A 19,798-nucleotide genomic window follows, 5' to 3' on the forward strand; every position below is an offset into this window, starting at 1 on the left:
TGTCGAACGAGCGGTGACGTGATAAGGGACTCTTTTTCACAGGATACGCTGACCAAATAATATCACTTTGGGGGCTCTTTTATGTTTAGCAAGGATATCGGTATTGATCTTGGCACGGCGAACGTGCTTATTCACGTGAAAGGAAGTGGGGTAGTCCTCGATGAACCTTCCGTCGTGACCATTGAAAGCGATACGAAGCGGGTCCTTGCTGTTGGGGAAGAAGCGCGTCGTATGGTGGGGCGTACTCCAGGTAACATTGTTGCCATTAGACCGCTGCGTGACGGGGTTATTGCGGACTTCGAAATTACGGAAGCGATGCTCAGACATTTCATTAATCGAGTGGGGGCGAGAAGCTGGTACAGCCACCCGCGTATCTTGATCTGTGCACCAACCAATATTACTTCCGTGGAGCAGAAGGCCATCCGTGAGGCTGCGGAGCGCAGCGGTGCCAAAGAAGTGTTTCTGGAAGAAGAGCCGAAAGCGGCAGCGATCGGTGCGGGAATGGATATTTTTCAGCCGAGCGGCAATATGGTCGTGGATATCGGCGGCGGAACGACTGACGTTGCAGTCCTGTCTATGGGCGACGTAGTCACCGCCTCTTCTATTAAAGTCGCAGGGGACAAGTTCGACGAAGCAATTATCAAGTTTATCAAAGCCAAGTACAAACTCATGATCGGTGAACGCACTGCTGAGGATCTCAAGATTGCGATTGGTTCCGTAAACCCGGCTGGACGTCAAACCGAGATGGATATTCGCGGGCGGGATATGGTATCCGGTCTGCCTGTTACCGTAACGGTGTCGGGAAATGAAGTGCAGGAAGCGCTATGGGATTCCGTGCAATCCATTATCGTTGCGGCGAAGTCGGTATTGGAGCGGACGCCACCAGAGCTGTCGGCGGATATTATTGACCGGGGCGTTGTTTTGACAGGCGGGGGTGCTCTGCTGAATGGACTGGACGAACTGTTGTCCAATGAATTGCATGTACCGGTATGGGTTGCAGAGGATCCGATGCATTGTGTCGTGAAGGGGACAGGCATTATGCTCAACAATTTGGATCAGGTGGTTAAGAAAAAGTTCTAATCTGCCGATATAAATATCTAAAGGTTCGCCTATGCTCGGGAACAGAACGGACAAGCTATGATCCTGTGACGCAGGACAAGCGCTTGAGGAGAGGGGTTAATTCATGCTAAGAGGTTTGTACACCGCTACCGCGGGAATGATTACGCAACAACGCCGCCATGACACTGCGACTCAAAATATTGTGAATATGAACACCACGGGATATAAACAGGTGAACAGCGTAAGCCGTTCCTTCCCGGAAATGCTCATTACGTTGGTCGGTGGAGATGCCAATGTTCCAACGAAGCGGCTGGGCAAGCTGAACACAGGGGTGTTCGCGGAAGAGAGCTTGTCCATGAATTTGCAGGGAGCGATTATGGAGAGTGGGCAGAAGAGTGACTTCGCCATCTCGTCCAACCTGTCCGTGAATGATCCGCAGACAGGACAACCTGTCGCTTTTGACGGTTCAGGCAAATTTGTACGAGCTGATGGTACGGTGATCTATCAGCCTCAGGCGTATTTTACGGTGCAGGATGCGGAAGGTAATACAAGATATACACGCGATGGTCACTTCCAGGTTACAGGAACGGGAGAACTGTTAAGCTCAACCGGAGCTCAGGTTCTGGATAATAATGGACAGCCTGTTGTGTTGACAGGCTCGGTGGACCAATTTAAAGTGGATGAGCAAGGCCGTCTTGTTGATGCGGTCACAGGAGCGCCCACTGGCGTTACACTTGGAATCAGCGTAATCGATCAGCCAAACCAACTGGTTCGCGAGGGTGACGGTAATTTTAGCCTGTATGATCAGGAAGGCGCTGCAGCGCGAATGATGGCAGCGGGAGATAATGTACAGATCCGTCAAGGTTATCTGGAAGGGTCGAACGTGGATGCTTCCCAAGCTACGGTGGATATGAATGCCGCCTACCGTGCATATGAAGCGAATCAGAAGGTTGTACAGTTCTACGATCGCAGTTTGGACAAAGCCGTCAATGACGTGGGTCGTGTATAACACGCGGCAATAGGGAGGATGAACCAATAGATGAATAATTCCATGATTAGTGCGAAGGTCTCCATGACCGCAATACAGCAGCGTCTGGATGTCATTTCCGATAATATTGCCAACGTGAATACGGCAGGCTATAAAAGCAAGCAGGCAGCGTTCGAAGATGTACTGACCCGGGTGCAGCAGCAGCCAGACAAGTATAAGCTCGATGGACGTTCCACCCCAATGGGATTTAACCTAGGATTCGGTGCCCGTCTGACGGAAGTGACGAAGGATATGTCTCAGGGTACACTGAACGAGACGGGGAATCCAACGGATCTGGCGATCGAAGGCAACGCCATGTTTGCCGTTGAAGCGAATGGTCAGAAAATGTGGACACGTCAGGGCGCATTCCATTTTGTCCCTGATCCAACACCTAATCCGGACCCCAACGCACCTCAGATGATGGTGCTGGTTAACGGCGAAGGCTATTTTGCGCTTGATCGCCAAGGTAACCGGATTACTGCTCCGAACAACAGCAAAGTGGCCTTCGATGAGAAGGGCAATCTGCTGATCCGTCGCGGCAATGAAGCCAATGCAACGATTGGAGCCCAGCTGCAGCTTGTAGACATCGAACGTCCGGAAGGACTTGTGCAATATGCAGATAACCTATTCGGTCTGGATGCGGGATTAACTGAGGATGATGTGTTTGGAGCTAATGCGGCAACACGTGAAGCGACTGCCATGATCCGTGCAGGGTACCTGGAACAATCCAACGTTGATCTGACACAGGAGATGGCATTATTGATGCAAGGGCAGCGGACCTATCAGCTGGCAGCACGCGCACTGACGTCAAGTGATTCGATGGCGGGTCTTGCCAACACTATAAGAGCATAAAAGGTGAATGCGATGACAGATACACAGAAGCAGAACAGCAAGCCGGAGAAGAAGGAAGTCAAGAAAAAGAAGAGTGGATGGCGCATCGCCAGATGGTTTCTGATCCCGGTCTTGCTTGTTCTGGCCCTCGCTGGCGGCATGGTCGCTGGTTATGTGGTACTGGGCAAACAGGATATCGGCTCCGTATTCCAGTGGAGTACCTGGAAACATGTATATGATCTGGTGTTCGCTTCATGATCGTGAAATAGCGAAAACTCCTGCGCAGGCAGGAGTTTTCTTTTTGGTGTTGAAAACAGTATAATGATGGATGACGTTTGACGTCAAAAGAGGCCTCCCCTGCGAAAGACGATTGTCATCGCGAAGAGAGACCCCTTATCTCAACCTTCACTACTGCAGTCATGAAGGATATTAGTAGTGTTAACCGAAAATGCGTTTTTCATACCAAATAAAATAACAACATTTATATGAGGTCGACTTTATAATAGTTAAGTTGTCCATTTGACGCTGAGAACTAGTGAAGGGAACGGAATCGATTCTGAAGAAGCGAAGCGTTCGCCTTTGTTTACGAATGTTATACCACTTAATAATGGTTCAATAAACATTCGGAAACAACAGCGATCGAAAGAACGATCCGTAACCGTAACGGTCGCAACATGCACATGGTCAATCCATTATGGAGAGCTCATATAAATGACCCTGAAAGGAGAGTACACTGTGCTCGATAGCAAACAGATTCAAGCGATTATCCCGCACCGTCCCCCATTTCTGCTGGTGGACAAGATTGTAGAGATGGAGGATGGCAAGCGTGCCGTTGGTTTGAAAAATGTAACGATCAACGAACCGTTCTTTATTGGTCATTTTCCGGAGTACCCGGTAATGCCGGGTGTATTGATTACGGAGGCATTGGCTCAGGTTGGGGCAGCAGCCATTCTTAACGTGGAGAGCAACAAAGGCAAAATTGGTTTCTTGGCGGGACTGGACAATTTCCGATTCCGTGGACAAGTTGTGCCCGGAGATACGTTGATGCTGGAAGTGGAGATCACACGCCTGAAGGGTTCCATTGGTAAAGGCAAAGCGACAGCCCGCGTGGGAGACAAAGTGGTTGCTGAAGGCGAGATCATGTTTGCACTGTCTGACCCAAGCTGATTACATACGGTGAGCACTTGCATCATTTAGGATTGTTCTTGAATGATGCAGGATGCTGAAGTAGCTCAGCAAACCATTGAATTTATATAGACGGAAGGGGTTTATAGGAATGGAACAGTTAAGCGGAACAGCAGCACAGACGTTACAGCAGTGGTTGGAGGATGCTTCGATTGATGAAGCGACGAAACAGGAGCTTCGTGATTTGCAGGATCAGCCGAAAGAGCTGGAGGATCGTTTCTATCGAAATCTGGAGTTTGGTACAGGTGGATTGCGTGGTGTAATCGGCGCCGGAAGCAACCGGATGAACAAATACACCGTCGGTCGGGCGACTCAAGGGTTTGCGCGTTATCTGCTGGAGCAGCATGGGGACAAAGAAGGCAGACCTTCCGTAGTCATTGCCCATGACTCCCGTCACTACTCGCCTGAATTCACGCTGGATGCTGCTTTGGTTCTTGCTGGAAACGGCATTGTAGCCAAGCTGTTCACATCTCTGCGCCCTACGCCGCAGTTGTCCTTCAGCGTGCGCCATTTGCAAGCAACGGGCGGCATTGTGGTAACGGCAAGTCATAATCCTCCGGAATATAACGGATACAAAGTGTACAACCACGAAGGTGGTCAACTGGTACCACATGAAGCAGAGAAAGTCATCCAATACATTCAGGAGGTTCCTTCCCTCGCGGATGTGAAAAAGCTGACCCAGGAAGAAGCAGAAGCTCAAGGCTTGCTGGTATGGCTGGGTGAAGAGGAAGATCAGGCGTTTGTTGATACAGTTGCCAGCGTGAGTCTGAGTCGTGACCTGATTCAATCCGGTGTAGGGCGTGACTTCAAAATTGTCTTTACTCCGCTCCATGGAACAGGTAACGTTCCTGTACGTCGTGTGTTGGAGAAGATCGGTTTTGAACAGGTACACATTGTGGCAGAACAAGAACAGCCGGATGCTGAGTTCTCTACAGTGAAGTCTCCTAACCCGGAGGAACGTGAAGCATTCACGCTTGCCATGAAACTCGGTGAATCCGTAGGTGCTGACATTCTGATCGGTACGGATCCGGATGCAGACCGCATGGGTGCAGTTGTAAAAGACAATGATGGCAAGTATTTTGTACTGTCTGGTAACCAATCAGGTGCGATCATGGTGCACTATGTGCTGAGCCGTCTGCAAAAGACAGGCAAGCTGCCAAGCAACAGCGCAGTGGTCAAAACGATTGTAACAAGCGAGATGGGAGCCGTCATTGCCGAGCACTACGGTGCTGAAGTGATGAACACCCTGACAGGCTTCAAATATATCGGTGAAAAAATGAACCAGTTCGAAGCAACGGGCAGTCATACGTTCTTGTTCGGATATGAAGAAAGCTATGGCTACCTGGCAGGCAGCTATGCCCGTGACAAGGATGCTGTCCTTGCCTCGATGCTGATTGCTGAAGCTGCTGCGTACTATAAGAGTCAAGGCAAGACGCTCTATGATGTCTTGCAAGAGCTGTACAACCAATTCGGATATTTCCTGGAGAAGTTGGAGTCCCGTACGCTGAAAGGCAAAGACGGCGTAGCGCAGATTCAAGCGAAAATGACCGATTGGCGTTCCAATCCGCCACAAGAAGTTGCGGGTATCGTCGTACAAGACGTGCTGGATTATTCCCTTGGCCTGGATGGCTTGCCGAAGGAAAACGTCCTGAAGTTCATTTTGGCAGATGGATCATGGTTCTGCCTGCGTCCTTCGGGAACCGAACCGAAGATCAAAGTATACTTTGCGGTACGTGGTGAGAGCCTCGAAGATGCGGAAGGTCGCATTGAGCGTCTGGCAGCCACGGTAATGTCGCGAGTAGACGGACAATAAGTACGATCGTTGTACGAAGCACGAATGGTTGAAAGCCTCTCCGCACCGTAAGGTTGGTTGGCGGAGGGGCTTTTCTTTTAGGTGGAATTTTTGTAGAGGTTGAAGCAGGGTAGTCGGATATTAGAAGGCTTGTTGACACAAGCTGTGTATATACCCGTTAATTATTTTTAGGAATGAATTACTTGAGCTGAACGTGGATTTGGTTCCAACACTTGAGGAGGTACATGTAGTGCGTCAAAAATGGCTTTATTGGAATACCGCTTCCCGGAAGTGGCTGTGGCTTGTTGTCATCATAGGTCTGATTGCTTCCATCCCCGTTATCAGTGATCGGGTGCAGACGGAATCGTCCGCTAAAAAGGTGGAACTTGTTTTTAATTATAGAGGTCTGTTGGATATATCGGCTTATCAAGCCCATCCTCAGGATTTCATGAATGAGCAATTAACTCGTCTGAAAGATGCCGGTGTAACAACGATGGCGGTATTCGAAAGTACGCTGGATGAGCTTAGAAAGTCACGTAAACTGACAGTATACAACGGGCAGGATGTTGCCAACCTGACTCAAAACGTCGTCTCTCCTAACGAGAACTTCACGTATGTACTGTTCACATCAGAAGAAAATGCCCAAACCTATACACCCATCATTGAACAAACGTTCGCGGATCGTCAGATTCCGGTGGTGCCATGGGAATATGAAGGTCACAGCGGCTTAATTTTGCAAACTCCTCCGGAGAATGCCAACATGCAGCCGATGCAGCCGGATCCGGTTGCCGTGAAGATGCTGCGTGATAAAGGATTTTACATTTTGCCAAGGATCGCAGATAGCGTTCCTTACAGCCAGGAATCGATGGAGCGCCTGCTTACCTTCTTCGAAGAGAATGGTGTGAAGCGTATCCTGTTTGATGGCGATGCAGTGAAAGGGTACAATGATAATGCGGAGATGAAGAGTCTCGATCAGTTCGCACAATTGCTGAATAAACATGACATTGGACTGGCAGCGATTGAGAACTTGAAGAAACCTCAATCCGGTTTTGACATTCTTGCTTACAAAACGGACTACAACGTCGCTCGTCTGTACTCGTTAAGCGAGGGAGATGCCAATCTGGATGTGGACGTCATTGCTGACCGTTTTGTTCTGGCTACCAAGGACCGCAACATTCGTATGCTCTATTTGAATGCTGGACCGAGCCGAAACACGGCGAAAGCCATGATTACAGATCCGATTGAGAACCTAATCAACAGTCTGGGTGAACCGGGACATGCCGTTGAACGAATGGAAAAACGCGGATTTGAGCTTGGACAAGCTGAAGCGTTCACGGTAAAAGAATCTTCGATCCAGCGTTATGCCAAGCTGGTTGCGCTGATTGGTGCGATTGCCATGATTACCCTGATGGTTTCATACTTTGTACCATTGCTGACTCTGCTTGTGTTTATACTAGGTTTGGTTGGAAGTGCAGGCTTGTACCTTCTGAAACCGACCTTGCTGGAGCAAGGGATTGCCTTGCTTGTAGCGATCTCCGCGCCGACCATAGCGATGGTGCTGGCAGTTAGAACCGTGAATTACCAGCAGCAGCGTCAACCGGACGCAACTGCGGGTCGTCGATTGACACAAACGTTGATTTTGTATGTAAGAACGTCCATTTTGTCGTTCCTTGCGGTTCCTTTTATGATCTCATTGCTCAACAGCATTACGTATAGTCTGGTTATTAACCAGTTCAGGGGCGTGAGCTTGCTGCACTTTGCTCCAATGGGGCTGGTAGCTATTTATATCTTGTTTTATCGTGGGGCAGGTACGATCTCCATTAAGCGAATCAAAGAGATTCTGCGTACACCGGTTAATATACTGATGGTTGTTCTTGCGGTTGTTGCAGCCGGAGCTGGATATTATTATTTGACACGTACAGGGAACTCGGGTTCAGTCACCCCATTTGAGATGTTCCTGCGTACAACGCTGGAAGATACATTTGGCGTACGACCAAGGTTCAAAGAATTTGTGCTGGGACACCCGCTGTTTATCGTTGGCGTGTTCGCCGCTTTAAAATATCGTCAAGTCATCTTTGTGCTCATTATTGCAGCGATTGGACAGTTGTCCATGGTGGATACGTTTGCGCATATCCATACACCGGCTGTATTGTCTCTCATTCGTGGAGTGATGGGACTGGGAATTGGCTTAATCTTCGGTATCATTGCTGTGGGTGTGTGGCAAGTAGCGGAAGGATGTTGGAAAAAATGGTCACCACTTCTAAAAAGTTAGTCATCTCGGGATATTACGGATTCCGCAACAGCGGAGACGAAGCGGTACTGAAGTCGATTCTTACTGCACTGGAAGAGGAGAGTCACAGATCTGGCGTCACTATTGAGCCGATCGTGCTCTCCATAGATCCGGAGTCTACGACCTCCATGTATGGTGTTCGTTCCGTACACCGTATGAAATTGAAGGAAGTCCGCGAGGCGATCAAGGAAAGTGACGGGTTGATTAGTGGCGGCGGAAGTTTGCTGCAGGATGCAACCGGACTAAAATCCATTCCTTATTATCTGGGTGTAATCAAGCTGGCCCAGTGGCTGAAGAAGCCAACGTTTATCTATGCTCAGGGAATTGGACCAGTTAACCGCAAAATCTTTAATCCGATGATCCGATCCGTCTTCAAGGGTTGTAAATATGTGTCGGTGCGGGATGAACAGTCTGCTGATTATCTGCGCGGGCTTGGTCTGCAGTGGAATCAGATACATGTTGTGCCAGACCCGGTTATGGGGCTGCCTTTGCCTGAGGGTAAAGGGGTGGAGGGTGCTCTCGCTGGGGCTGCTTCCGCGAATTCGACTGATGTTTCATCAGCGGGACAAACCAAGCTTCCAGTGATCGGTGTATCCGTGCGTTTCTGGGAGTCTGATCGGAAGGAACTGACAGCCATTGCCTCAGGACTGAAAAAACTATGTGCCAAAAAGGCAGTGCATCTGCGTTTTCTGCCATTTCATTTGCCGAAAGACGAACAAGCCTCCCGTTTTATTATGGAGATGCTTGGTGACGTCACCAGCAAAGGTAGCGAAGTTAGCATAATCCAGGATCTGACCGATCCACAGCTCATGCTGGAGGAAGTCAGCAAGTGTGATGTTGTGATAGGCATGCGCCTGCACAGTTTGATCTATGCTGCATCGCAATATGTGCCACCTGTGGGCATCTCATATGACCCCAAAATCGATCAGTTCATGCTCCGTCTGGATAGTGAACCTGTGGGAAGCACAACTGCACTCGATGGAGACAAATTGGCCAAAAGTGTGGCTACGCTTCTGGATCAACGTTCACAGTGGCTGAAAGAAAATGAAGATCGCATTACTGAACTGAAGCAGGAGGCCAGAGTGCCTGCACAGCAAATTATTAACTATTTAGGCCGCAAAGGGTGAGATAAAGATGAATCAGACCGGACCAATACCTACCGTTTCGATCTATGGTATTCCTTTTTCCAAGCTGACGATGAAAGAAACGGTGGAGACTCTCCGGGAAGCCGTGTTGTCAAAGAAGCCGCACCAGGTGATCACAGCGAACCCGATCATGGTGATGGCAGCACTGGAGAATCCTTCAATGATGCAAGTCATGCAATCTGCCGAATTGATTGTACCGGATGGTACAGGTGTCGTATGGGCTGCCAATTATTGTGGTGACCCTGTGGCAGAGCGAGTACCCGGATTTGAGCTTTTACATGAATTGCTGCGTGTTGGAGAAAACTATCGGTGGGGCGTATATTTGCTCGGTTCCACCCCTGAGGTGATTCAAGAAACGGCAGTTCGGTTACAACAGCAATATCCGGCGATCCGCATTGTAGGTTATCGCGACGGTTATTTTGGTCCGGCTGAGGACGAAGAAGTGGTTGCTTCCATCCGGGAAGCTGCACCTGATCTGCTGTTTGTAGCACGCGGTGCAGATACGCAGGAGCCCTGGATTCATAAGTATAAGGAGGCACTTCAGGTTCCCGTAACCATGGGCGTTGGTGGCAGTTTTGATGTCATTTCCGGTAAAAGTAAACGTGCCCCAAAACTGTTCCAGAAGCTAAGACTGGAGTGGTTTTACCGACTGCTCCGCGAACCAAGTCGTGCAGGTCGCATGCTTGCGCTTCCAAAATTCGCGATTAAAGTGATCCAGGACAAAGAAAACGTGACTAAAGCCCGTTAAATACAGGCTATTACGAGAAAAATGCACGTTTTTGCTAAAAATTGAGGTTGGCGTTTCGCGTGTGATCAGCGTATAATTCATTCCGGATTACATGTATGTTCGCAAACAATGAATCAAACCGTTACACTTGGCACTACGATTGCAAGGCAACCTTCCGATTGCTGTTATCCCCAGATTTCTTTTATTCCCTTTACATAGGGAGAAATCCGGTGATAAAGGCAAACGTTGCACTTCTCCAGGTTTTCCTTGCCCTCTTCGTTATCGTGTAACAAATATGCTTCATTAAATATGGCTAACAATATTTCTTTATATATAAAAAGAGATCAGGGGATTTATAATTTCGTATGGGTATTATAATTGGGGGTCGAATGTTCAAATGGTAGCGATCTTTATCATTGGATTTATCGTGTCGATGGGACTGGCTCTTGCCCTGACACCGCTTGTCAAAAAGTTCGCGGTTAGAATAGGTGCAATGGACACACCGAATGCACGTAAGGTGCATACTCGGATCATGCCACGTCTCGGTGGTTTGGGAATCTTTCTTGCTTTTATCATTACAGTAGCTGCACTTCTTCCATTTGTATCTGCATGGTTTACAACAAGAGATATGAGCTTTGTCAGTGCCTTTCTGATCGGTGGATCGATTATCGTTCTGATTGGTGCACTGGATGACCGTTTCGAACTGTCAGCCAAAGTAAAACTGCTTGGGCAGCTCGTTGCTGCTGCTGTAGTCGTATTCGGATTTAATATCCGAGTGGATTTCGTTAACATTCCTTTTCAGGATTCTTATTCCTCGTTGGAAGCTTGGGTATCCATTCCGCTGACAATTCTATGGATTGTTGGTGTGACGAATGCGATTAACCTGATTGATGGTCTGGATGGTCTTGCTGCCGGTGTATCCGGTATTGCAATTGGTACCATTGCCGTTATGTCCTTCCTGATGGGCAATATGATGATTGCCTTGATGTGCCTTGTGTTGCTGGGCAGTATTATCGGGTTCCTGTTCTTCAACTTCCACCCGGCCAAGATCTTCATGGGAGATACGGGGTCTCTATTCCTTGGTTTCTCTCTGGCGATGCTATCCATGCTCGGGTTTAAACAAATTGCAGTCGTGTCCTTCATCACGCCGCTGATCATTATCGGTGTACCTCTTTCGGATACCTTTTTCGCGATCATTCGTCGTGCGGTACAACGGAAACCGATTTTCTCACCGGACAAAGGTCACTTGCATCACTGCTTGCGTGAGCTTGGATTCAGTCACCGCCAGACGGTGCTGATCATTTACGGTATTGCCGCATTCTTCGGTGTACTGGCGATCATTCAATCGTCGGCCGCCATGTTCGAAGCCAACTGGGTAACGTTTGTCGTGATCTGTATCATGATGTTCTTCCTTCAAGTTGGTGCAGAAGTTATTGGACTTGTTAGTAAAACCCGAAGACCGGTTATTAATTTCCTGATGCGCATGCGCGTCAAAATTAATCCGGAGACTCGCTCGAAATCCTAAATAAAAACGCTCGTTTACTGCAATTCTTGAATATTATCCAAGCCCCAAGCCTTATCCGTTATGGATAAGGTTTTTTTGTTTAATTTGCTGTTTTTACTAAATAATTGGAACCTCGGCACCGATAAAAGAGTTAACTGACTTAAAAAGAGGAGAGATGATTGCATGCAGCGTACGAAGAGGCCGATGATTTGGCTGATGATGGTGGCACTGGTTGTATCGTTGATACCGGCAGGCTTGGCACCAGTCGCATCGGCGGCAGACAAACAGACGAGTTATTTTACTCCTGATATTTCCGAATTCAGGAATACGGTTGATCTGACATTGACAGCAGGGGCTAATCAGATAACACGAGATAAAGTATATAAAGTAACAGATGCTCAACAAGCGATTACGGGTACGTATACCAAAGTAACGGGTTCAACACTGGGTGCAAACATTCAATTGTTGAACTGGGACCAAAGCACAAATCGCTGGGTAGAAGATCCTGCACGTGTTGCTCCAGCAGTAGTCACGTTAGATACAGATAGACCGGATAATCGTTTCAAGGCAAATCTCACTCTTTATCCGGGTATGAACCGCATCACATTCACTGGAGCACAAGGACAGAATGAACGTTCCGAAACGTTCTATATCTTGTTTGACCAAGTGCCTTACGTAGAAAAGTTGCAAGTACTCGGTGGATCGGATAACTTGGACCTTAATGAAGGGACTCAAATTGTAGTAAACAAGGACGAGATTACACTTCAAGGTACAGCTGTGAATGCTACGAAAGTGACGGTGTCTGTAAACAATGGCCAAGCTTTGGCAACACAGCTTTTACAAAATTATTCATTCTTTTCACCGCAGCTTAAGCTGAAGCCAGGCGTGAATGATCTGAAGCTGGTTGTACAAAATGGTTCTGACACACTAACGTTCAACTATTCACTATTATATTATGATGAGAAGAATCCAATCGTAAAGTTGGATCTGTTGGATTCCAGTAGAAATGCACAAAGTTTGCTTGGTGTTGAACCCGTATTTACTGAAGATACGGAGCAGGCTAAAGTGCATGTGCAAATGTTAATTCCTTATGATGAAGTAAATAAAAACAAGTTCAGTGAAGGCGCTGAAATTTATGTTGACAACAATACGACAAAAGAGACACCTACTTTTACCGAGGAAGTTTTCATTCCAAGCCTGAAGGATAACACGCCTTCGTATTGGTTAGTTTCTTTTGATATTAATGCTGTGAATTTTAATAAGGGTACGAATGGCGAAATTTTAGAAGATCAAAATCATACATTGTCCGTAACTTACGGAACAAAGACTATAAGCAAAAATATGGATTTTCAGTACATGAAAGGTCAGACCGTTATTACTGATCTGAAGTATCTGAAGGGCTATAGCGGAAGTGGGACCGATAATCTCCCTACTGGTGAGCCTTTGAACGGTGCTAAAGTGGACTCAGGTGACTTCTACATTATGGTCAATACGAATGGTAAACCAGCTAATCCGACGACAGGATTGAAAGCCAATTACCTTCCACTCGGGACAAGCGGAATCACGGTTAACCATGTGGCTACAGTTTCAGATACCAGTTATATCTTCAAAGTGGTTGGATTAAAGAACGGTAACCAAACCGTTCGTTTTAACTATGATAGTTCTACAGCCTATAAAGATGTTACGATTTCTTATGCATCCAAAAATTATATTTACGTTGAAAATTTGACTGATGGTCAAACTTATAATGTGGATTCTGGAGCCGGAAAAACACTTGCTGTCAAAGGACAATACATTGACTTTGAAGACACAATCAATAGTAATTATTTCGTTGCAGAAGTGTTTGCTAACGGTGAGAAGGTTAAATCAACCAACACTTCAGAGGGTCTTGACCCTACCTGGTTAAATAAAACCACTGGAGTATTCAATTTCCCACTAAATATTTCCTTAGAGAACGGACCTTTGGTTTTTGGAGAAAACAGAATCATTTTGACAGGAACAGGTAAGGATGATAAGGGTCAAGCTCGTGAAATTCGTAAAGAGCTACGGATATATGTTGTAGATAATAATGTATCTACGATTACTAACTTCCAGCCTGCTGTGGGAAAAGATCGTCCTAGTTTTCCTCCAAAAGAATTCAGCGCGGATAATCCGCAGCTGGCACAGATCTTTAATCTTACGCCTGAGTTTATTTACAATGATAATAAGTACACGACCAGCTTAAAGAATTACGATTTGGTTCTTCGTGGTAGCGGTGCAGTCAAGATGAATTTGAATATGGGAACCAAAAATATTCTGTCAGTTGACTTGCCGGCTAACTCAGTAAATAATGCAGTGGTTACTTTCGCAGGCGATCGCTATACTTATGATTTCGCAGGTAATCAAAAAGACTTTATTATGCGTGTTCAAGATTTGGTTGCAGATGCGCCAGGGACGTATGTGTACACCTTGGAGCTAATCAATGAGACCGGAGCTAAGACATCGCAAAAACTGGAGATTGTCAGAGAAGTGAGTGCCTATCGCATTCTGTCTCCACAACCAACCGTTGGTAATCAGATCGTGGTCAACAAAAACTTTGTTCACTTTGACATTGAAGCAGAGGGAGCAACAGAAGTCCTTATCGGTAAAGATCCTGCTGTGAAACGTACAGATTTGGGAGAAAACCGTTTTGTATATGACTATGTAGGATTGAAACAAGATAAAGAAAATAAAATCAAAATCACAATCACACGTGCTGGTACAAGTAACACGGATACCATTGAGGTGTTCTATACAGGTACTGTAGGTGTAGATGCTCAGTACATGGCACCGAAGGTGGCAACCAAATATACCGTATTCAACAAGGGACTTCAACTCAGTTTCCCGAAAGGTACTGTAATGCAGAGCACCAGCACAAGAGGTATTACGAAGTACTATCCGGATACGAAGCTTCTATTCGGTATTGCAGACCCGACTACGGGGATTGTAGAACGTCGTAATGACTATGGTAACATTATTGGCTTCCCTGGAACGGGTGAAAATAGTGGTGCCCCGGCTTGGAGTATTCCAGATGAGTACTTGCTTAACTTTGGATCAACAAGTGCATCCAGCAACTTTGGAGCAATTTCTGATATCTATTGGATTAATGGAGGTTTGGGCGAGGCAGGAGATCTGGGCTCAGCTACGTATGCAGCTCCAACGAATGGATTGACGCCTTACTCCGTAGAAGGGTTGTTTGGTAACCCTCAAACACCTACAGAGCGCAAAATAACACCATCACAGCGGGGAACTCTTACGTTGGCCTTTGATCCTAACGTGGTAGACGAAGCTGGTTCTACAATTACTGTATATCGGTATACAGCAACTCGTCAGTGGGAAAATATCGGTGGTGAGGTAGATACCAAAGCACATACGGTCACTGTGCCGTTCGATGAATTCGGCTACTATAAAGTGATGAAGTTGAGTCGGAGCTACAATGACATAACGAATCATAACTGGGCTCGTAATATTTTGAATGGTCTCTATTCCAAAGGATTTATGAACAACCTGCGTTTCGAGCAATTTGGTACAGATGATCAGACAACTCGTGGTGAGTTCGCGACTTTGTTGGTTAAAGGTCTTAATCTGCCAATTAACTCGGACAATAATCGTACGTTCGTGGATCTCGTCCCAGGTGCACGTTCTGCAACATGGGATTATGACCGTATTGAGACAGCGGCAAGAGCAGGGATTGTAACGGGTCTGACGGACGGTGTGTTTGGACCGGATCAACCGTTGACACGTGAACAAGCAGCAGTCATGATTGCCCGTGCTCTGAAGCTGAAATTGGCAGCGAATGATAGTAAGATGGATGCTTCACTTGCTAAGGCATTTTTGGATTCAGGCAGCATTGAGAAGTATGCAGGTCCATCGATCATGGCAGTATCAAAGGCTAAAATTATGGAAGGAGCCGCTATAACGGTTCCGGGTCAGAAGAAGCCACAGTACAATTTCAATCCAAAAGGTAATTTGACTCGTGCAGAAGCGGGTAAAATTGCTGTTGAATTGCTCAAGAAAAGCACCAAAGTATTTCCTAAAAACTTGAGCTAATTCATCAAAGTTCATTTATGCATTATTGGAAGGACCTGTCCCTTGTGCTAAAGGGGCGGGTCTTTTTGACTGTTAAGGAATTGGTGAAGAGCACTATTTATAATAGTAGAAAACTGTTTTTTACCAATAACTATTTTTGTAATTTGCTAGAGTTTAAGATACAATAACGGTAAATACACAATGATCTAGAGGGTGAAGTTAGCTAATGAAACCGATTTATTCGAAGGCCCAGTTGGGCTACATGAAGGCAAAGACACAGTTCGAGAAGCAGGCAGTCATTCTGGAAAAGAAAATAGAAGATACACGCAAAACGCAGGAAGTGACCCAGGAAGTGATGGAAGGGCTCGTGCAAGCGACTGGCTTCCATGACGCATATAACCAATTGGTTCTAGCTGAGAATGAATTGATTGAATGGTCTCACACCACCATGAAGCATGAAAAGACGTACCGTGAAAACAGACAACCAATTGATGATATGTATCTGAGACTGAATAGTGATCCAGAAATGCGTGCTCAAATTATCGATCTTGCGATGAAAATTCGCTAAGTGTTATATAGCAAGAACTGGATACGAAGGCATTCCTTACGGAATGCCTTTTATTTTTTGTTTTGGGACAATTTGTCGCTTCATGTGTAAGCTGAGCGGGTATAAATAAACGTTCAGATCAATACAGACGCAATAGAAACCCATTATGGAAACCACAACAGTGCTGATTTTAAAGTTTTGGACCCAGTAAATTACCCGCACTGCATCAATACATAAATAAGTTCAAAACTTTTTTTGCAGAACCCGCAACTTTTTGAAATCTACTGCGTTTAAGATGTAGAGTCAAAAACATTGGGCCTCTTACCAAGAATGACCTCGTGAAGAATCTTGTCTATTTATTAGAAAAAATTGCTTTACGGCGAGAGTAACCCATTGTATAATACGTTAGGTAGGATTAGGAAACTACTCTATTTTCGTATGATTCTAAGATTAATCTAGTTTACAAGTTTCTGTGATCAGCTCACAGACATCATTTATATTAACTTGCTCAGGACTCTGGAAAGGGGGTGCAACAATATATGAGGAACACGAGCGAAACTATTAAAGAAAATTCCCATGTTATGAACACCCAAGGAGGAGAAAAAAAGGTTATGAAGAAAATTTTATCCGTAGCTCTGTCTACAGCAATGGCATTCTCGATGTTTGCATCTGTAGCATTTGGTGATACAGCTACTACACCACAACAACAGTTTGATGCATTGAAAGCAAAAGGTATCTTCAATGGTTATCCAGATGGTACTGCAGGACTGAACAAAGAAATGACTCGCGCTGAGTTCGCTAAAGTCATCACTAAATTGCTCGGCCTGAAAGAAATCACTGGTGTGTATTCTTACACTGACAAAAACTACAATGCTAAAAACTGGGCTGCTCCTTACATCGAAGCAGTAACAGCTGCAGGCATCATGGAAGGTAAAAACACTGAGAAAAAAATCTTCGATTTCAACGGTAAAGTAACAATCGAAGAGATGGCTACCATCTTGACTCGTGCACTTGACCTTGAAGTTCCAACTGAAACTAACAACTCAGCATCCGCATGGGCTAAAGGTTATGTTCAAGCGGCAATCAATGCAGGATTGCTTGATTCCAGCCTGAACTTCCAATCCAATGCTTCCCGCGAATTGCTCGTTGGCGCTGCTTATGCAGTTGATCAAGAGCAAAGCCTGAAAGTTGCTTCTTACGATGTAACTGAAGCTGGTAAAGTTGTTACTTTCAAAATGAGCGACGGCGAATCCGTTAAAGTAACTTTGGATAAAGCTCTTGAAGCTAACAAAGAGACTGAAGTGAAATTTACTTACAAAGATAAAGAGTTTACTGAAAAAGTTACTTATGTAACTACAGTAGCTCAAGCAGTATCTTCTGTATCTGCTACAAACTTGAAAGAAATCACAGTTAAATTTGATGGTACTGTAGATCAAATTTCTGCTGAGAGCAAAAACAACTATGTTGTGAGCGGCGTAACTTTCAAGAGCGCAACATTGTCCGATGACAAAACAACTGTGACTTTGTTGGTAGATCAGAATTCTTCTGCTCTGACAAACCAAAGAGTAACATCTTTGCAAATCAACAACGTTAAAAACGCTGACGCTACTAAAACATTCACACAAAAAGTAGAGTTCACTCCACTTGATGTTGCAGTTCCAGAAGTGAAAGAAGTTCAAGCTCTGGGAACTAAAGCTTTCAAAGTTGTATTCAGCGAGCCAGTTAAACCTGAATCCGTTGTAGCTTCTTCATTCCGTGTAGATAACAATGTGATCGCTGCTTCTGTGAAGTATGTTTATCCTAACACAGCAATCGTAACTACAGACCTGACTGCTGGTGAGCACACATTGCGTGTGAGCGGAGTACAAGACTACTCTGGTCTGACTATCGTTCCAGTGGAAAGTAAATTCACTGCAGCTGTAGACACAGCAGCTCCTAAAGTTGTAAGTGTAAAATCCAACGACTTGAAGGAAGTAACTGTTGAGTTTGATGAAACTGTGAAAAGTGTAGCAAGTGCTTACGCCAATACTACAGGCAACACAGCTCAATCCATTGAAATCAACGATAACAAAGTTACATTGACATTCAACAACCCGTTGAACGTAGCAGAAAATACAGTTTATCTGACTGCAGTAACTGACTACAGCAATAACTCCGCTTCCGTTGATGCTAAAGTAACTCCAACTTTGGATACAGTTCGTCCAACCGTTGTAGATACTAAGTTCAAAATGGAAAACGGTAGCTACATCGCTGAAATTCAATTCAGCAAATCATTGCAAAATGATGCAAATAAATCAGATAGAGCTTCGAATCCAGAAAACTATGTACTGAAAGATGCTGACGGTAAAGTTGTAACTGTTGCAGGTTTGAATTCTAAAGGTAACCCAGTAATTGCACCTAAATACAACCCTGACAATAAAACGGTTACTGTTAACCTGGGAAGCAACTTGAAATCAGATGCAACTTATACGTTGACTGTATCCGGTATCGCTGATACTGCTTACATCGGAAATGTATTGTTGCCTTACACTGCTACTCTGAATGCTAACACTGCTCAAAACGGTAGTGTAACGCGTGTATGGACTGAAGTAAATACTAATGCGAATGTTCGTTATGTATATGTTCAGTTCAATAAAACATTGGCTACTTCTGGTGATGGTAATGCATTGGATGCAGCTAAATACATGGTTACAAATGTAAATTCCGCTGGTACAGCTACTACGTTGCCACAGCAAATCGCTAAGGAAAACAATGATATTACTTTGATTTCTACAAACACTGTAAGAATCGCTGTAACAAATAGCCCAGATGTAGACTGGACTAAAGATCTTAAAGTATCTGCAAGCTACATCAAAGATTCTGAAGGTAACTATTTCAACACTGGAAACTATACTGTAGGTAAAAATGTAGGTTCTTCAGCTGTTAATGTTACTGACGATGTATATGCTACAAGCAGTAACGAAATTAAAGTTAAATTTGACACTGCATTGTCTAGTGTTAATCTGAATGACTTCAGATTGAGCAATAATGTTCGACCATTGAGCTACACATTGGCAGATTCTAACAAGTCCCTTATCTTGAAATTTGCTAATGGTACATTTGCTAATGATGTTAATGGCATTCAATTGATCGTTGAAAATCCAAGCACACAAGATAGCTTTGGTAACAAAGTTACAGCAATCACAAAAGATATCGAAGATGGTATTGCACCAACTGTTACTTTGGGTAGCATCTCTAGAACTGAGAACACTGTAACAATTGTTGTGAATGCATCCGAGGTTATTAAAAGAGATGGTAACTACACTCCTGAGTACATCACTGGACTGTTCAGTGTTGACGCTGGTGCTAATGTAGAAACTAAAGTTGAATCTGCTGCTATCTCAACTGATGGAAAAACTATTACTATCAGAGCAACTGTAGATGGTGTTACAGCTAACAAAGTAACGTCTGTAACATTCGATGGTTCTAAAAACAAAGCAGCTAAAGCTATTACTGATACAAACGGTAATGCGCTGGATGAGTTCTCATTCGGTCAACAGTTGAATAACTAATATTATATTTCTGAAACAGCCTTGCATCTTAATAGATGCTAGGCTGTTTTTTGTTTTATTTCAATAAATCTAAACAAGATTGCTGTACTAAAA

At 45.1% G+C, this 19,798-nt stretch carries 13 protein-coding genes; all 13 read left to right on the forward strand.

Annotated features, from left to right (window positions below; translation table 11 throughout):
- Nucleotides 1–81 precede the first annotated feature (81 nt).
- The 13 genes from AAIH57_RS22320 to AAIH57_RS22380 all read left to right on the forward strand — a co-directional run bounded on the left by AAIH57_RS22320 (nucleotide 82) and on the right by AAIH57_RS22380 (nucleotide 19,705).
- A complete protein-coding gene (locus tag AAIH57_RS22320; protein WP_175396659.1) occupies nucleotides 82–1,080 on the forward strand; it encodes a rod shape-determining protein in 999 nt (332 codons plus the stop codon).
- A gap of 103 nt (nucleotides 1,081–1,183) precedes the next feature.
- On the forward strand, nucleotides 1,184–2,068 hold the full coding sequence (locus AAIH57_RS22325; RefSeq protein WP_430023026.1) for a flagellar hook-basal body protein: 885 nt from the start codon (nucleotides 1,184–1,186) through the stop codon (nucleotides 2,066–2,068).
- Nucleotides 2,069–2,098: 30 nt separating this feature from the next.
- Complete coding sequence (locus AAIH57_RS22330; protein ID WP_175396657.1) at nucleotides 2,099–2,938, forward strand: flagellar hook-basal body protein; 840 nt, start codon at nucleotides 2,099–2,101, stop codon at nucleotides 2,936–2,938.
- A gap of 12 nt (nucleotides 2,939–2,950) precedes the next feature.
- Nucleotides 2,951–3,175 carry a DNA-directed RNA polymerase subunit beta gene (locus AAIH57_RS22335; protein ID WP_175396656.1) on the forward strand — a complete coding sequence of 75 codons (225 nt, stop codon included), beginning with the start codon at nucleotides 2,951–2,953 and terminating at the stop codon, nucleotides 3,173–3,175.
- A 477-nt stretch (nucleotides 3,176–3,652) separates the two neighbouring features.
- On the forward strand, nucleotides 3,653–4,084 hold the full coding sequence (gene fabZ / locus AAIH57_RS22340; protein WP_175397056.1) for a 3-hydroxyacyl-ACP dehydratase FabZ: 432 nt from the start codon (nucleotides 3,653–3,655) through the stop codon (nucleotides 4,082–4,084).
- Nucleotides 4,085–4,193: 109 nt separating this feature from the next.
- Complete coding sequence (locus AAIH57_RS22345; protein ID WP_430023027.1) at nucleotides 4,194–5,915, forward strand: phospho-sugar mutase; 1,722 nt, start codon at nucleotides 4,194–4,196, stop codon at nucleotides 5,913–5,915.
- A gap of 229 nt (nucleotides 5,916–6,144) precedes the next feature.
- On the forward strand, nucleotides 6,145–8,166 hold the full coding sequence (locus tag AAIH57_RS22350) for a DUF5693 family protein (RefSeq protein ID WP_175396654.1): 2,022 nt from the start codon (nucleotides 6,145–6,147) through the stop codon (nucleotides 8,164–8,166).
- Nucleotides 8,142–9,311, forward strand: a complete 1,170-nt coding sequence (gene csaB, locus AAIH57_RS22355) for a polysaccharide pyruvyl transferase CsaB (RefSeq protein ID WP_430023028.1) — start codon at nucleotides 8,142–8,144, stop codon at nucleotides 9,309–9,311. Before AAIH57_RS22350 ends, csaB begins: the two co-directional genes overlap by 25 nt.
- 7 nt (nucleotides 9,312–9,318) lie before the next feature.
- Nucleotides 9,319–10,077 (forward strand): WecB/TagA/CpsF family glycosyltransferase, encoded by a 759-nt coding sequence (locus tag AAIH57_RS22360; protein WP_095359951.1) that lies wholly within the window; start codon nucleotides 9,319–9,321, stop codon nucleotides 10,075–10,077.
- 376 nt (nucleotides 10,078–10,453) lie between these two features.
- On the forward strand, nucleotides 10,454–11,581 hold the full coding sequence (locus AAIH57_RS22365; protein WP_127537232.1) for a glycosyltransferase family 4 protein: 1,128 nt from the start codon (nucleotides 10,454–10,456) through the stop codon (nucleotides 11,579–11,581).
- A 162-nt stretch (nucleotides 11,582–11,743) separates the two neighbouring features.
- A complete protein-coding gene (locus tag AAIH57_RS22370; protein WP_430023029.1) occupies nucleotides 11,744–15,628 on the forward strand; it encodes an S-layer homology domain-containing protein in 3,885 nt (1,294 codons plus the stop codon).
- Nucleotides 15,629–15,833: 205 nt separating this feature from the next.
- The gene (locus AAIH57_RS22375; RefSeq protein ID WP_095359948.1) at nucleotides 15,834–16,175 is read left to right on the forward strand and encodes a hypothetical protein; all 342 of its coding nucleotides are present in this window, start codon (nucleotides 15,834–15,836) and stop codon (nucleotides 16,173–16,175) included.
- A 518-nt stretch (nucleotides 16,176–16,693) separates the two neighbouring features.
- On the forward strand, nucleotides 16,694–19,705 hold the full coding sequence (locus AAIH57_RS22380; protein WP_430023030.1) for an S-layer homology domain-containing protein: 3,012 nt from the start codon (nucleotides 16,694–16,696) through the stop codon (nucleotides 19,703–19,705).
- Nucleotides 19,706–19,798 lie beyond the last annotated feature (93 nt).

The organism is Paenibacillus sp. MABNR03 (genome assembly GCF_050455445.1).
Lineage (GTDB): Bacteria > Bacillota > Bacilli > Paenibacillales > Paenibacillaceae > Paenibacillus > Paenibacillus xylanilyticus.

Excerpts from the sequence above, each read along its gene's own strand:
- AAIH57_RS22320 (WP_175396659.1), top strand. The coding sequence starts at position 82 with ATGTTTAGCAAGGATATCGGTATTGATCTTGGCACGGCGAACGTGCTT.
- AAIH57_RS22325 (WP_430023026.1), top strand. The coding sequence starts at position 1,184 with ATGCTAAGAGGTTTGTACACCGCTACCGCGGGAATGATTACGCAACAA.
- AAIH57_RS22330 (WP_175396657.1), top strand. The coding sequence starts at position 2,099 with ATGAATAATTCCATGATTAGTGCGAAGGTCTCCATGACCGCAATACAG.
- AAIH57_RS22335 (WP_175396656.1), top strand. The coding sequence starts at position 2,951 with ATGACAGATACACAGAAGCAGAACAGCAAGCCGGAGAAGAAGGAAGTC.
- AAIH57_RS22345 (WP_430023027.1), top strand. The coding sequence starts at position 4,194 with ATGGAACAGTTAAGCGGAACAGCAGCACAGACGTTACAGCAGTGGTTG.
- csaB (WP_430023028.1), top strand. The coding sequence starts at position 8,142 with ATGGTCACCACTTCTAAAAAGTTAGTCATCTCGGGATATTACGGATTC.
- AAIH57_RS22360 (WP_095359951.1), top strand. The coding sequence starts at position 9,319 with ATGAATCAGACCGGACCAATACCTACCGTTTCGATCTATGGTATTCCT.
- AAIH57_RS22365 (WP_127537232.1), top strand. The coding sequence starts at position 10,454 with ATGGTAGCGATCTTTATCATTGGATTTATCGTGTCGATGGGACTGGCT.
- AAIH57_RS22370 (WP_430023029.1), top strand. The coding sequence starts at position 11,744 with ATGCAGCGTACGAAGAGGCCGATGATTTGGCTGATGATGGTGGCACTG.
- AAIH57_RS22375 (WP_095359948.1), top strand. The coding sequence starts at position 15,834 with ATGAAACCGATTTATTCGAAGGCCCAGTTGGGCTACATGAAGGCAAAG.
- AAIH57_RS22380 (WP_430023030.1), top strand. The coding sequence starts at position 16,694 with ATGAGGAACACGAGCGAAACTATTAAAGAAAATTCCCATGTTATGAAC.